The sequence below is a fragment of the Curtobacterium sp. C2H10 genome (assembly GCF_025407985.1).
Lineage (GTDB): Bacteria > Actinomycetota > Actinomycetes > Actinomycetales > Microbacteriaceae > Curtobacterium.
On the sequence record NZ_JABXGF010000072.1, the window covers coordinates 1 to 14621 of the forward strand.

Sequence of the window (14621 nt, forward strand, 5' to 3'; positions counted from 1 at the left end):
GTAGGACGCCGCCGGACTCAACGTTACGAATACCAGGGAACCCCTGACCACCACGTGGTCAGGGGTTTTCTGCGTTTGCGGGTCCTCCACAGCCTCTCGTGGCGGTCGGTGCCGGGCCGGTAGGATCGTCGTGTCATGACTGCGCCATTCACCACCGCTTCCGGTTCCGATGTCCGTGTCCGCTTCTGCCCGAGCCCGACGGGGACGCCGCACGTCGGACTGATCCGTACTGCGCTGTTCAACTGGGCGTACGCGCGGCACACCGGCGGCAAGCTCGTGTTCCGCATCGAGGACACCGACGCCGCCCGTGACAGCGAGGAGTCCTACCAGCAGATCCTCGAGGCACTGCGCTGGCTCCGGCTCGACTGGGACGAGGGCGTCGAGGCCGGCGGCCCGCACGGTCCGTACCGGCAGTCCGAGCGGACGGACGTCTACGAGGACGTCATCGCGAAGCTCAAGGCCTCCGGACACGTCTACGAGTCCTTCGTCACCCCCGAGGAGATGGAGGCCCGCAACAAGGCCGCCGGGCGTGACCCGAAGCAGGGCTACGACAACCACGAGCGCGACCTCACCGACGCCGAGCGCCAGGCCTTCCGCGACCAGGGGCGTGAGCCGGCACTGCGGCTGCGCGTGCCCGACCGCGACCTGAGCTTCGAGGACCTCGTGCGCGGTGAGATCACCTTCAAGCAGGGCACCTTCCCGGACTTCGTGGTCGTCCGGCCGAACGGCAAGCCGCTGTACACCTTCACCAACCCGGTGGACGACGCGCTGATGGGCGTGACGCACGTGCTCCGCGGCGAGGACCTCCTGTCGTCGACGCCACGCCAGATCGCCCTGTACGAGGCCCTGTACGAGGTCGGCCTCGCCGAGTTCATCCCGGTGTTCGGGCACCTGCCGTACGTCATGGGGGAGGGCAACAAGAAGCTCTCGAAGCGCGACCCCGAGTCGAACCTGTTCCACCACCGTGCCGCCGGGATGATCCCCGAGGGGCTCGTCAACTACCTCGCGCTGCTCGGGTGGTCGATCGGTCCGGACCGCGACGTGTTCACGGTCGACGAGATGGTCCAGGCGTTCGAGGTCTCCGACGTCAACCCGAACCCCGCGCGCTTCGACCACAAGAAGGCCGAGGCGATCAACGGTGACCACATCCGCCTGCTGGACGCCGACGACTTCCGCGGGCGGCTGCTGCCGTACCTGTCGGGCATCGTGTCGGATCCGGTGACGCCGGAGCAGCTCGAGATCCTCACGAAGGCGGCGCCGCTCGTCCAGGAGCGCATGCAGCTCCTCGGCGAGGCACCGGGGCTCCTGGCGTTCCTCTTCACGTCGGACGACGCGCTCGAGATCGACGAGGACGCCCTGGGGACCCTCAAGGCCGACGCCGGTGACGTGCTCCGCGCGAGCATCGCCGCGCTCGAGCCGCTCGACGACTGGACGACGGCCTCGATCGAGGGCGCGCTCCGTGCGGCGCTCATCGACGGTCTCGGCCTGAAGCCCCGTGTGGCGTTCGGTCCGCTGCGCGTCGCGGTGTCTGGTCGACGGATCAGCCCGCCGCTGTTCGAGTCGATGGAGATCCTGGGCAAGGAGTCCACCGTCACGCGCCTGCGTCGCCTCGCGGACCGCTGACGTGGCCGAACGGCAGGGTGACGCGGCCGACCGGCAGGCTGACGCAGCCGAGCGGCTGACGGTCGACGTCGTCGTCGTCGGTGCCGGCCCGGCCGGGCTCAGCGCCGCCCTCAACCTCGTCCGTGCGAAGCGCACCGTGCTCCTCGTGGACGCCAACCGCCCCCGGAACGCCGCCACGCTGCGGTCGCACGGGTTCCTGACGCGCGACGGTGTCTCACCCCTCGAGCTCCGGAAGCTCGGGCGCGCAGAGGTCGAGGCCTACGCCGAGGCCACGGTCGTGCAGACGGTCGTGGACCGGATCGCGCCGGAGGGCGACCGGTGGCTCGTGCACGGTGCCTGGCGCGGCACCGAGGTCGAGGCGACGGCCCGTGCCGTCGTGCTCGCGACGGGCCTGCGCGAGGAGTTCCCGGCGCTCCCGATGCTCCGCGCGTTCTACGGCACCGCGGTGCACAGCTGCGTCGAGTGCGATGCCTACGAGAAGGCCGGCGAGCCGTTGGCGTTCCTCTGCGAGACGGACGACGTCGTCGATCGCGCCCTGCTGCTCGCGGCGTGGGCGGACGACCTCATCGTGTACACGAACGGCATCGCGCCGCTCGACGACGCCGGCCGTGCGCGTCTGGCCGCAGCGGGCGTGCGCGTCGACGAGCGGGCCGTGGCAGACCTCGAGGGGGACCGCTCCGGGATGACCGGCGTCCGCCTCGCAGACGGGCACGTGGAGCCGCGGACGGGTGGGTTCGTCCGGCCCCGGTGGCACGCCGACCTGGACTGGGTCGACGCGGACCTCCGCCGCGACGCCGAGGGGCTCGTCGTGGTCGACCGCTCCGGACGGACGAGCGTGCCCGGGCTGTACGCCGTGGGCGACGTGACGCCACCCGGACCGGAACAGCTGATCGTGGCGGCCGGCCACGGGGCGGTCACGGCCGCCGCGGTGCACCGGGATCTCGTCGGTGGTCTCACGGACCTCCGGGATGCTGTACAGTAGTTGATCGTGCCCCGGGCAACCGGGACCGAAGGCCTCCGGGCCTTTGGGGTATGGTGTAATTGGCAACACAGCGGTTTCTGGTACCGTCGTTCTTGGTTCGAGTCCAGGTACCCCAGCACTCGTAGAACAAGCCCCCGGGATCTCCCGGGGGCTTGTTCCGTTTTGGGCGCAGAAGCCGCGTGACACGCCAGGCGACGAACCGACACGCCAGGCCACAGCCCGACACGCCAGGGCGGCCGATCAGGTCAGGACTGCGCCCTGCTCTTCCGGTACGCGACCACCCAGTCCACGAGCACGTGCCCGGATGCGTCGGCCGGCACCTCGGCGTCGTGGATGATCGTCTCCGCCTGCAGCGTCACGCGCATCGGCGTCGTGGGCACCGCGCCCGGGACCGTCTCGAGCAGCTCGTCGTCCCAGTAGAAGCGCACCGCGTCGGCGGTCCACTCGACGGTCGCGACGTGCCAGTCGGTCTGCCCGCCGGACACCACCGTCGGGTCCTCGGGCAGGAACGTCATCGCCTCGGTCGCGGGGTCGTAGCTGCCCGGGATCGCCGACACCGGGCGGACGTCGCCGGTGAGGTCCCCCTCGGGCCAGTCGATCTCGCCCTCGTTCCAGTCGCCGGACAGCGGCCAGAGGATCATGACGAACTTGTAGCCGGGGACCTCGTCGGCGCGGTACCGGATCGAGACGCGCTGGTGCGTGTACGCCCGGTAGCCGGCGGGGAGGACCGTCGCCACGAGGGGCTGGGACCCGTTGCTGCGGAGGTGGAAGTCGAGCACCGAGTCGTGCACCGACACCACCTGGTCGGGGGAGTAGAGCCCCTTGCCCGACGTGTCCCGCATCCCGCTGTACTCCGCCATCCGCGGGTACACCGCGAGGAGTTCGCCGAGCGCGGCGTCGAGGTCGAAGTCCTGTGCGAGGTAGGGGACCCACCGCGTCCCCTCGGACTCGAGCGCCCCGGTGGGCATGCGTTCGGCGCGGGCGGTCGAGTCACCGGCACGCGTGGGCAGCACGACGGCCGTGGTGCCGGCGACCACGGCGACCCCCGCGATGCCGGCGATCGTCACGCCGCGGCGCAGGAAGGACCGCCGGGTGGTCATCCGGTGACGTGCCCCGGGCTCATGCTGCATCGCGCACCTCGTAGATCCGGACTCCGTCGCGGTCGTAGCGGAGGGTGCCCTCGTCGGCCACGGACCGCTCGATGGCGTCGATCTGCGCGCCGGTGAGCGTCCCGCGGGTCACGGCGTCGGCCCGCTGCGCTTCCGAGAACACGAGCCAGGAGTGTCCGCCCTGGTCGCGGTCCTGCAGGACACCGGTGAGGTCGTCGGCCGTCATGCCCTTCGGGAACCACGCGGCCTCGCTCTGCAGCGAGTCGACCTGGCCCCAGTGGCGGAGGAAGTTCTCGTAGTTCCCGCCGATGATCGACGGGAAGCTGCCGACGGTCGTGAGGGTGTCGTCGGCCTGGAACCGGCCGTCGAGCCACTTCGCCGCGGCCACGTCGGCCGGTGCGGTCTGGTTCGCCTGCTCGGTCTGGAACGTGGCACCGAGGAACAGCGCGGTGGTCACGGTCAACACAAGGGCCGTGGCGGCGATGCGGAGCCGGCGGCCGTGGAAGGCGTGGACGGCTGCGATCGCCAGGAACGGCGCGGAGAACAGGACGACGCGGAACTTCGCCTCGCCGCCGTAGCTCTGCCCGAGCACGAGCACGATCGGGCAGGCCGCCAGCCAGAGCACCAGGAGGGCGCGTCGGGCGTGCCCACCGCGGACCATCCGGACGAGTCCGATGACGGCGCACACGGCGACGAGTGCCGTGATCCCGAGGACCGCGCGGGACTGCAGGGTCGTCGCGATCGACGGGATGGCGATCGACGTCGACGCGGCGGTGACGTTGCTCACCGGGTCGAAGCCGGTGGTGAGACCGAACTTCTCCTGGATGTAGTCGAGGTTCGGCACGAGGTAGAGCAGGGGGAGCAGCGTCAGCGGGACGGCGAGCCACCAGGGGCGGAGGAAGCCGAGCACGAGGAGCGGCACGAACGCGGCGACGACCACGAACGGGGTCAGCTGGTGCGAGGCCGTGATGACGAACTGCAGGACGACGACGAGCGCCACCGCCGCGACCACGGCGGCCCGCGTCGGCGTGGCGACCGCCTCGGCCACGGGGGAGCGGCGTGCACGGAGCAGCCGGCCGGTCAGCGTCGCGCTCCACCGCCCGATCACGTTGGGCTCGCCGCGGAGGACGGTCAGCGCGACCAGGACCGCCGCGAGGAACAGGAAGAACGCGAACGCCTGCGGGGAGTAGTAGTCCTGCCCGACCCAGTTCGCGGCGCTGAACAGGACCGCGGCGACGTACGCCCAGCGGCCGTTCGCACCGAGTGCCCGTGCGATCCCGAGGACGAGTGCCCCGTCGGCGAGGGCGAACGCGAGTTCCGTCCAGCGCACCGGGTCCGCCGCGTCGAGCGTGCCGGTGGCGGCGCCGAGGAACGCGCTGAAGCTGAAGAACCCGGGCCAGCGGTTGTAGATGTCGATCGACGGGTCGACGGCGCCGTGCTGCAGGATGTACGCGGTCACCGCGATGTGCTTGAACACCCACGGCGGTCGGGGCTCGGCGGCGATCAGGTTCGAGGTGCCGTACATGACGAGCAGGAGGACGCCCGAGGACACCGCGCGGACCACCACGTGGTGGCGACGGTCGACGAGTGTCACCAGGGCGACGACGAACACCAGTGCGGCGCCAGCCCACCAGACCGCGGGCAGTGCAGCCAGGAGGCCCCACTCGCCCAGTCCGGTCGAGTCCGTCTGCGCGACACCCACCGCCCAGAGCGCGGCTCCGGTGACGAGGACGCCCGACGCGGCGACGGTGCGGACCAGGACCGCGGTCGGCAGGGCCGACCGCGCGCGGGCCGACCTGGGCGCGGTGCGCGCGGTCTGGACGCCCTGGCCGAGCGACACCCACCCGGCGACGAGCAGGAGGAGCCCGGCGGCGGGCAGCGGGACCCACTGCCCCGTCCAGACCATCGCGAGCCCGAGGACCGCGTCGATCGCGGCACTGGACGCGACGACGAGTCCGGCGCGCCCGATCGGCTCGCGGAGCCCGAGCAACCGGACCACCGGCAGACCCGGGACGACCAACAGCGCGACGAGCACGACGGCCGTGCGGAGCGGACCGGACGCGTCGGCCGCGATGAGGGCGGCTCCGGCGAAACCGAGTCCCGCGGCGACGAGGGACGGCACCGGTGAGGTCGGCAGCACGCGGGTTCCGTGGCGGAGCGACATCCTGGTGGGGGTCGTGGTGGCGGTCACTGCTCGACCACCGCGATCGACTGACGCATCGAGCGTCCCTTCGGGTCTGGGCCGGCGACTGGCAGCGGCCTTGCGGGTGTCACGACGGTAACCGGGGGCCGAGGGCGCACGGGAGAGCGGTCACCGGGAAGTGCGGAGGGCCTGCGGCATTGCGGGATCACGCACGCGTGGCGGGCGTCGAGCGAGGAGAAACCGCACGGTTCCGCCTGCTCGTTGACCCCCGCCGTCCCCGCAGCGACGGTGGGATGGCCGGCTGCGACCGCGCACGTCCCCCGACACGAGACAGGCTCTCCCATGACCGACACCATCCAGCGCTCGCTCCCGCCCCGCGTCGAGCTCGCCCGCCCGATGTCGAGCGCCGTCGACCCCACCTGGGGCGGTGCCGTGTGGGTCGGTGCCGTCGACCTCGCCGAGGTCCCCGGGGACGACGCCGGCACGGTGGGGCTGCACGACGCCGCCGGTCACCGGTCGGCCAGGCTCCTCGTCCGCGACGGCGTGGCACCCCTCGGGTTCGTCGACCTGCCGGTGTCCGACGAGACGATCGAGGTCGCCGCGCTCCGTGCCGCCGTCGCCGCCCTGCCCGCCGTCCCGCAGCCGCCGATCCCGGTGCGTCTGCCGAGCACCTCCGTCGTCCTGTGCACCCGTGACCGCGCCGACCAGCTCGGCGCCGCCCTCGACTCGCTGCTCGCCCTGGACCACCCCGACTTCGAGGTCGTCATCGTCGACAACGCGCCCTCCGACGAGTCGACGCGCGAACTCGTCGAGGCCCTCGACGACGACCGCGTGCGGTACGTCCGCGAACCCGTCCCGGGCCTCTCGAGCGCACGCAACGCCGGCGTCCTGGCCGCGCGGCACGAGATCGTCGCGTTCACGGACGACGACGTCGTGGTCGACCGGGCGTGGCTCCGTGCCGTCGCCTCGGGGTTCTCCCGCGGGGACGACGTCGTCTGCGTCAGCGGACTCGTCGCCAGCGGTGAGCTCCGCACCCCCACGCAGCGGTACTTCGACGAACGGGTGACCTGGTCGCGCAACCTCGTGCCGCGCGTGCACCGCCTGTCGGCACCGCCCGTCGACCGGCCGCTCTTCCCGTTCGCGGTCGGTGACTACGGCACGGGTGCGAACTTCGCGATGCGGCGGTCGGCGATCACCGACCTCGGCGGCTTCGACGAGGCACTCGGCGTCGGCACGGTCACCGGCGGCGGCGAGGACATCGACATGTTCTCGCGCGTCGTGCTCTCGGGCGCCGCGCTCGTCGTCGAACCCGCGGCGCTGGTCTGGCACCGGCACCGTGCGGACCTCCCGGCGCTCCGGAAGCAGGCGGAGGGCTACGGCACCGGACTCGGGGCCTGGCTCACGAAGATCGCCCTGCAGCCCCGCACGCTCGGGATGGCGCTGCAGCGCGCCCCGCGGGCCGTGCGCCACCTCGTCTCGGGCACCGCCGCCGAGCCGGCCGTCACCCCGGCAGCGGCACCGGTCGCCGTCGGCACCGCGGACGCGCCGCTCGACGACGCCGCGTTCCTCCGCGAGGTCGGACGGATGCGCTGGGTCGAGCTCCTGGCCGTCGGGCGTGGTGTGCTCCGCTACGGGCGGTCCCGCCGCACCGTCCGCGCCCGCGAGCGCACAGCGAACCGATAGGTCCGTCACCGGGGATCCACGGCGGATCGCGAGGATGCGCCAAACCGCAGGATCCCCGCACGGCGCTCCTCGGCCCCTCGATCGGGGGCGTCCGGTCGGCTTACCGTCCTCCAAGCACCAGCAGCGCACCACCGGCCCGCACGACCCAGGGGAGAAGCAATGCGTCCGACACACCCGACAGCGCGTCACCGGACGGTCGAACCGGCCGTCCCGGCATCCGACGACCACTCGGTCCTCGACCGGTGGACGCGCGTCGTCGCAGCGTTCCCCGAGTCCCCGGCGCTCGCCGGTGCCGGGACCGCCCGCACGTTCGCCGAGACGGACCGGACGGTCCGGGCGCTCGCCGCACGGCTCACCGAGGTCCTCCGGCCCGACGACCGCACCGGCGCCGGCGTCGGACCCGAGCGCACCGGCGCGTCGGTCCCGGTGGGGATCATGGCCGGGCACACGACCGAGACCGTGGTGGGCATGCTCGCGCTGATCGCCGCCGGGCGGACGATCGTCGTGCTCGACGACCACCTGCCCGAGGCACGCCTGCAGCACGTCGTCACGCTCGCGGGGATCGCCGAGGTGCTCGCCGACGACACCCGTGCGGACCTCGCCGCCGCGGTCCTCGGCCCGGACGGCACCGTGCACGACCTCGACGCCCTCATCGCGACGAGCACCGAGCAGGCCGCGACCGGCAGCGCGACCGCCGCCGGCACCGCGACCGGCACCGTCGCCGACCCCGCAGCGACCTCTCGCCCCGGTGGCACCGACCCCGCCGCGATCGTCTTCACCTCGGGCTCCACGGGCCTGCCGAAGGGCGTCGCGATGACGCACCGACAGCTCCTCCGGAACACCGAGCAGAGTGCCTGGAGCGCCGACTACCGCCCGGGCGACCTCGTGGGCGTCGTGCTGCCGCTTTCCTTCGCCGCAGGCATCCTCACCACGCTCGACAGCATGCTGAGCGGGGCCGCCGCGGTCCTGCTCGACGCACGCGACCTCGGGACCGAGCGACTCCTCGAGGGCATGGCCGCCGAGGACGTCACCGCAGTGGTCTGCACGCCGCACCTGCTCCGGTCGGTCGTCTCCACCGTGCGCGACCGCGGCACGGACCTGCACCCCGCGCTCGCCGGGCTCCGGCTCGTCATGACGGTCGGCGAGCCGATCACCGGCACCGACGTGCACGCCGCTCGCCCGGTCCTCGGCGCCCGCACGGTCCTCTGGAACGGGTTCGGGTCGAGCGAGATGGGGGCGGTCTCGTACTTCCCGGTCGGTCCGGACGACGCCGTCCCGAACGGCGTCGTGCCGGCCGGGTACGTGCCGCCGGGCAAGACCGCCCGGGTCCTCCGCGAGGACGGTACCGCCGCCGCGACGGGGGAGACCGGCCAGCTCGTGGTCATCGGAGACGGCATGACCGCCGGCTACTGGGGCGCGCCCGAGAAGACGAGCGAGCACCTCTCCGTCGACGAGGACGGCACCCCGCTGTGGCGCCAGGGTGACCTCGCCCGCGTCGAGGAGGACGGCTGCCTGGTCCTGCTCGGCCGCGACGACGACGCCGTGAAGGTCCGCGGGTACCTCGTCGAGCCGAGCGAGGTCGAGGCGGCGCTCCGTGCCGTCGAGGACGTGCACGACGTCGTCGTCACCGCCCTCGTCGACCCGCCCGCCGTCACGCGCCTCGTCGCCTACGTCGTCGGCCGTCCCGGTCGCCGCACCCCGGCGCCGGCGGCCCTGCGCCGCGCACTGCGGGCGACGCTGCCCGAGTACATGGTGCCGGCGGCGATCGTCCCGATGCCCGAACTGCCGCGCAACGAACGCGGCAAGGTCGACCGGGCGAAGCTACCCGGTGCGCCGTCGCTCGAGGTCGAGATGGTCGAGGGCGAGTACGACCAGTGGGAGCTCGTCGTCGGGCAGATCTGGGCCGAGGTGCTCGGACTCCGCGGCGTGCACCTCGACGAGGACTTCACCGCGCTCGGCGGCGACTCGCTCTCCGCCGAGGAGATGCTCGCGATCGTGCAGGCCCGGCTCGGCGTCGACCTCCGCGCGTCGGAGCTCCTCGAACAGCCCACCCTGCGCGCCTTCGCCCGACGGGTGCGCTCGGGGGCGAAGTCGCTGCCGAGCCACCCCGACGTCGTCAAGGTCTCCGAGGCCCGCGTCCCCGGGCGCCCGCCCGTGTTCTGCCTCAGCGGGGCCGGAGCCCTCGGCCTGACGTTCCTGCCGCTGTCCCGGTACCTGCCCGAGCACGACGTGTACGCCTTCCAGCAGCACGGTCTCGAGCGACGGGCGATCCCGGACTGGAGCATCCAGCGCACCGCGCGCCGCACCGTCGAGCTCATGCGCATCGTCCAGCCCCGCGGACCGTACCTGCTCGTCGGGCACTCCCTCGGCGGCCTCGTCGCCCTCGAGGTGGCGAAGCTCCTCACCGAGGGCGGCGAGCGGGTCGAGCACGTCGCGATCCTGGACAGCTACCTGCCGCGCAGCAGCACCGAGCAGGCGCAGCTGCACTTCGGCCGGATGGCGGAGAGCCCGGTGCGCAACCCGGCGCTCCGAGCACTCAAGCGCGGGCTCGACCGGGCGGCGAAGCGCATCCTGCCCGCCGGCGTGCCGGTGGGCGAGGAGTTCGCCAAGCGCGTCCGCGCCTACGGTGCCGGCGTCCTCCGCTACGGCGGGCAGAAGGACTTCGACGCCCTCTTCGACCAGGCCACGATCGTGACGCGGCGGCACACGCCCTCGCCCTACGACGGCACGGCGACGTTCGTGCTCGCCGACGGCAACCCCGACGTGGACGGCTGGAACGACGTGCTCCGCGGTGCGACCACCACGGTGCGCATCGAGAGCGAGCACAGCTCGCTCCTCCGCGAGCCGCACGTCGCCGAGCTGGCGACCGCCTTGCGCGCCGCCTTCACGACGCAAGAGGCGCGTCCCTGACGCGACCAGCGAGGGCCCTGGAGGCGCGGGGCGGGCCCGCCCCGCGCCTCCAGGGCCCTCGTGCGTGCCGACACGCCACCCGGCCGCGGCTTGCGGGTTTCCGTATCCGCACTCGGGGGTCCGCAACCAGTGCCCACCCGCATTGACCAGCCCCGTCCGCCGGACGATGGTTGGTCCAAGCCCAGGGAACGGTGTACCCCCGTTCCGACGCCCACCCAGCGCCGGGTCCTCCCTCGACCACTCCCGCATGCAGCCTGAACCCGACAGGAGCACCATGTCCGCCAGCACCGTCCGACCCCGAGACCCCCGCGTCTCGGTCGTCATCCCCGCGAGGAACGAGGCCCGCAACCTCGAGATCATCCTCCCGCAGCTCCCGCCCGTCTACGAGGTGATCCTCGTCGACGGCAACTCGGTGGACGACACCATCGCGACGGCGCAGCGCCTCATGCCGACGATCAAGGTCGTGCAGCAGACCCGCAAGGGCAAGGGCAACGCGCTCGCCTGCGGCTTCGAGGCCGTGACCGGCGACGTCGTCGTCATGTTCGACGCCGACTGCTCCGCCGACGCCGCCGAGATCCCGCGCTTCGTGCAGGCGCTCGTCGACGGTGCCGACGTCGCGAAGGGCTCCCGCTACGCACCCGGTGGCGGCAGCGACGACATCACGATCATCCGCGGCCTCGGCAACAAGGGGCTCAACATGATCTCCAACGTGCTGCTCCGTGCGCGGTACACCGACCTCTGCTACGGCTACAACGCCTTCTGGGCGGACACGCTGCCGACGATCGGGCTGCTGTCGTCGACGCTCCCGCAGCCGACCGACGGCTCGATGCGCTGGGGTGACGGCTTCGAGATCGAGACGATCCTGACCTGCCGCTGGTCCGCCGCGGAGTTCGCGATCACCGAGGTGCCGAGCCACGAGAAGCTCCGCGTGCACGGCACCAGCAACCTCAACGCGGTCAGCGACGGCATCCGTGTCCTGAAGTCGATCATGCACGAGCGTCGTCGTGCCCGCGAGGCCAAGGCCCGCATGCGCCTCATGCCGACCCCGGTCTCGGGCCTCGTGGTCCCGGCCGCCGTGCCGGCGATGGACGAGGAAGCGGCGTGAGCGTCGCGACGGTCGCCGTCGTCATCTGCGCCTACACGCAGCAGCGCTGGGGTGACCTGCAGGACGCGGTCGAGTCGGCGAAGCGCCAGCCCGACGCGACCGAGGTGATCGTCGTCATCGACCACGAGCCGGAGCTGTTCCGCCGTGCGGCCGCCCGCTGGCCGGAGCTCCGCGTCGTCGAGAACGCCGAGGACCGCGGCCTCTCGGGTGCGCGCAACACCGGCGTCGCACTCACCGAGGCCGACGTCGTCGCCTTCCTGGACGACGACGCGACGGCTGACCCGGACTGGCTGATGCACCTCGTCGAGGCGCTCGAGCTGCCCGACGTCGTCGGTGTCGGCGGCCGGGCGACCCCGTCGTGGCCGACCGCGACCGGCGCCGGGCCCTACCCGGACGAGCTGCTCTGGATCGTCGGGTGCAGCTACACCGGCCTCCCCACCACGTCCGCGGACGTCCGCAACGTCATCGGGTCGAGCATGGCCTTCCACCGTGACGTCGTGCTCGCCGCCGGCGGCTTCCGCTCCGGCATCGGTCGCGTCGGCAACCACCCGCTGGGGTGCGAGGAGACCGAGCTGTGCATCCGCATCGCCCGGATCCGTCCCGGCGCCCGCATCCGCTTCGAGCCGCGCTCGAACGTCTCGCACCGGGTCTCCCCGGACCGCGTCACGATGCGGTACCTGCGGCGCCGGAGCTACTACGAGGGCATCTCGAAGGCCGTGCTGAGCCGCCGGGTCGGTGCCCGCGACTCGCTCTCGAGCGAGTCGACGTACCTCACCCGGGTCCTGCCCGGCGCGGTGCTCCGCGAGCTCGGGGCCCTCGGTCGCGGTGGGGGCCTCCGTGCCCTGGCGATCGTGACCTCGGCGGTCTCGACCGTGTTCGGCTACGCCGTCGGCCGTGTCTTCGGCACCGTCGTGGTCCGTGCACCCGCCCCGGTGTCCGCGCCCGTGCAGCAGCCCGTCGGCGCTCCCTGACCGACACCCACCCACCCGACCCACCCACGCACAGAAGACGACATGCAGCGAGACGCCCCGACCCCGAGTGCCACCATCCGACGCCGTTGGAAGGTGGCACTCGCGGTCGCGGCAGCGGTCATCACGGGCGCCACCGTCTCGGCGCCGAGCCTCCTCGCGCCGTCGAGCGCCGGTGCGGCGACCACCGCGGACTGCAGCGCGGGGAAGGTCCTCACCGTCGTCGCGCACGCCGACGACGACCTGCTGTTCGAGGGCACCGAGCTCCGCAAGGACATCGACGCGGACAAGTGCGTCCGCTCGGTCATCGTCACCGCCGGGGACGCGGGCAAGTCCGCCACGTACTGGAAGGGCCGGCAGACGGGCCTCGAGGCCGCCTACGCGAACCTCGCCGGCGTCACGAACGCCTGGACCTCGGGCTCGGTCAGCGCCGGTGGCAAGACCCTCGTGACGCGCACCCTGACGGCGGACCCGCGGCTCAGCCTGGTCTACCTGCAGCTGCCGGACGGCAACATCGACGGCTCCGGGTTCGCCGCCACCCGGTACCAGAGCCTGCAGAAGCTCTACCAGCGCTCGATCACGAGCATGAGCACGGTCTCCGGTGCGACCTACGGGACCACCTACACGCTCGCCCAGCTCCAGGCCACCGTGCTCGCGCTGATGAACGGGTACGGGCCGCAGGAGGTGCACACCCTCGACCACGTCGGCACCTACGGCGACGGCGACCACAGCGACCACCACACCGTCGCGTACCTCACCAAGTCGGCGCAGCAGCAGCTCACGACGGCGAGCACGCTCACCGGGTACATGGGGTACCCGATCGCGGACAAGCCCTCGAACCTCACCGCCGCGCAGACGCAGGCGAAGGGGAACGCGTTCTTCGCCTACTCCGCGTACGACGCCGAGACCTGCGCCTCGGTGGCGTCGTGCTCGTCGCGTCCCGAGGGCTCGTGGCTCAGTCGTGAGTACACCGTCGGCACGCAGACACCCACCGACCCGGGCACCGGTTCGGGCGGGTCCGTCGGAGCCGACGTGACCGCCGGTGCGGCCGTCACCGCGAGCAGCGAGAACCCCGCGGACGGGCAGACCGCCGTGAAGGCCGTCGACGGCGTCGCGAGCGGCTACCCCGACGCGCCGACCGCCGAGTGGGCGACCCGCGGGGGCGGCACCGGTTCGTGGCTGCAGCTCGCGTGGTCGAGCCCGGTGACGCTCGGCGCCGTGGACCTCGCGGACCGTCCGAACGCCGACGACCAGGTCACGGCCGGCACGCTGACGTTCTCCGACGGGAGCAGCGTCGCCGTGCCGACGCTCGACAACGGCGGCGCGTTCACCCGCGTCACCTTCTCGTCCCGGCAGGCCAGCTCGGTGAAGTTCACCGTCACCGCCGTCAGCGCGACGACGCGCAACGTCGGCCTGGCGGAGATCCGGACGTTCGCCCCGGGCACCACGACGCCGACGCCCACGCCGACCCCGACGCCCACGCCCACCCCGACACCGACCCCGACGCCCACGCCCACCCCGACGCCGACGCCGACGCCGACCCCCGGGGGCGCGACCGACGTCACGGGCTCGGCGACCGCCACCGCGGCGTGGGACGACACCTCGACCGGGCAGACCGCCGCCAAGGCGATCGACGGAGTCGTCAGCGGCTACCCCGACAACACGACCGCCGAGTGGGTCGCTCCCTGGGGCACGACCGGTGTCTGGTTGCAGCTCGACTGGTCCTCGTCGAAGGCGGTGAACCGGGTCGTCCTGTACGACCGACCGAACGGCGACGACCAGGTCACGAGCGGCACCCTGACGTTCTCCGACGGCAGCCAGGTGGCGGTCGGGACACTCCCGAACGACGCGTCGCCGCTCACGGTGGACTTCTCGGCGCGGAACGTCACGTGGGTCCGGTTCACCGTCACCGGGGTGTCGGCGAGCACGCGGAACGTCGGCCTGGCCGAGTTCCGGGCGTTCACCGGCTGACCCGGGAGCACCCGACGGACGGGAGGCGCGGTGCCGGTGGGCACCGCGCCTCCCGTCCGTCGTCCGCGCGCGTCGCGGGTCGCGGGTCGCGGGCGCAGCGTGCGAGGTTCCGCGCACGGTGCGGCCC

At 72.8% G+C, this 14621-nt stretch carries 9 protein-coding genes and 1 tRNA gene; 8 read left to right on the plus strand and 2 right to left on the minus strand.

The window, feature by feature from the left end; all coding sequences use genetic code 11:
- The first annotated feature begins 135 nt into the window (after positions 1-135).
- The 3 genes from gltX to HWD93_RS17210 all read left to right on the plus strand — a co-directional run bounded on the left by gltX (position 136) and on the right by HWD93_RS17210 (position 2721).
- Complete coding sequence (gene gltX / locus HWD93_RS17200) at positions 136-1623, plus strand: glutamate--tRNA ligase (protein WP_261647472.1); 1488 nt, start codon at positions 136-138, stop codon at positions 1621-1623.
- Between the two features lie 55 nt (positions 1624-1678).
- Positions 1679-2605, plus strand: a complete 927-nt coding sequence (locus HWD93_RS17205; RefSeq protein WP_261647478.1) for an NAD(P)/FAD-dependent oxidoreductase — start codon at positions 1679-1681, stop codon at positions 2603-2605.
- A 44-nt stretch (positions 2606-2649) separates the two neighbouring features.
- A tRNA-Gln gene (locus HWD93_RS17210) sits at positions 2650-2721 on the plus strand.
- A 129-nt stretch (positions 2722-2850) separates the two neighbouring features.
- On the opposite strand, the gene HWD93_RS17215 is transcribed toward HWD93_RS17210, so the two are convergent.
- The gene (locus HWD93_RS17215) at positions 2851-3735 is read right to left on the minus strand and encodes a glycoside hydrolase family 16 protein (RefSeq protein ID WP_261647473.1); all 885 of its coding nucleotides are present in this window, start codon (positions 3733-3735) and stop codon (positions 2851-2853) included.
- Positions 3725-5905, minus strand: coding sequence for a hypothetical protein (locus HWD93_RS17220; RefSeq protein ID WP_261647474.1), 2181 nt, complete (start codon positions 5903-5905; stop codon positions 3725-3727). Before HWD93_RS17220 ends, HWD93_RS17215 begins: the two co-directional genes overlap by 11 nt.
- A gap of 294 nt (positions 5906-6199) precedes the next feature.
- On the opposite strand from HWD93_RS17220, the gene HWD93_RS17225 reads away from it, so the two are divergent.
- From HWD93_RS17225 to HWD93_RS17245, 5 genes are all read left to right on the plus strand, one after another.
- Positions 6200-7540 (plus strand): glycosyltransferase family 2 protein, encoded by a 1341-nt coding sequence (locus tag HWD93_RS17225; protein ID WP_261647475.1) that lies wholly within the window; start codon positions 6200-6202, stop codon positions 7538-7540.
- 159 nt (positions 7541-7699) lie between these two features.
- The gene (locus HWD93_RS17230) at positions 7700-10450 is read left to right on the plus strand and encodes an alpha/beta fold hydrolase (RefSeq protein ID WP_261647476.1); all 2751 of its coding nucleotides are present in this window, start codon (positions 7700-7702) and stop codon (positions 10448-10450) included.
- Between the two features lie 274 nt (positions 10451-10724).
- Positions 10725-11555 carry a glycosyltransferase family 2 protein gene (locus tag HWD93_RS17235; protein ID WP_083294974.1) on the plus strand — a complete coding sequence of 277 codons (831 nt, stop codon included), beginning with the start codon at positions 10725-10727 and terminating at the stop codon, positions 11553-11555.
- Positions 11552-12526 carry a glycosyltransferase family 2 protein gene (locus HWD93_RS17240; RefSeq protein ID WP_070416441.1) on the plus strand — a complete coding sequence of 325 codons (975 nt, stop codon included), beginning with the start codon at positions 11552-11554 and terminating at the stop codon, positions 12524-12526. The genes HWD93_RS17235 and HWD93_RS17240 overlap by 4 nt, the downstream gene beginning before the upstream one ends.
- Positions 12527-12568: 42 nt before the next feature.
- Positions 12569-14494, plus strand: a complete 1926-nt coding sequence (locus HWD93_RS17245) for a discoidin domain-containing protein (RefSeq protein ID WP_261647477.1) — start codon at positions 12569-12571, stop codon at positions 14492-14494.
- Positions 14495-14621: the final 127 nt, after the last annotated feature.

Coding starts and splice junctions, on each gene's coding strand:
- gltX (WP_261647472.1), top strand. CDS start 136: ATGACTGCGCCATTCACCACCGCTTCCGGTTCCGATGTCCGTGTCCGC.
- HWD93_RS17215 (WP_261647473.1), bottom strand. CDS start 3,735: ATGCAGCATGAGCCCGGGGCACGTCACCGGATGACCACCCGGCGGTCC.
- HWD93_RS17225 (WP_261647475.1), top strand. CDS start 6,200: ATGACCGACACCATCCAGCGCTCGCTCCCGCCCCGCGTCGAGCTCGCC.
- HWD93_RS17230 (WP_261647476.1), top strand. CDS start 7,700: ATGCGTCCGACACACCCGACAGCGCGTCACCGGACGGTCGAACCGGCC.
- HWD93_RS17235 (WP_083294974.1), top strand. CDS start 10,725: ATGTCCGCCAGCACCGTCCGACCCCGAGACCCCCGCGTCTCGGTCGTC.
- HWD93_RS17245 (WP_261647477.1), top strand. CDS start 12,569: ATGCAGCGAGACGCCCCGACCCCGAGTGCCACCATCCGACGCCGTTGG.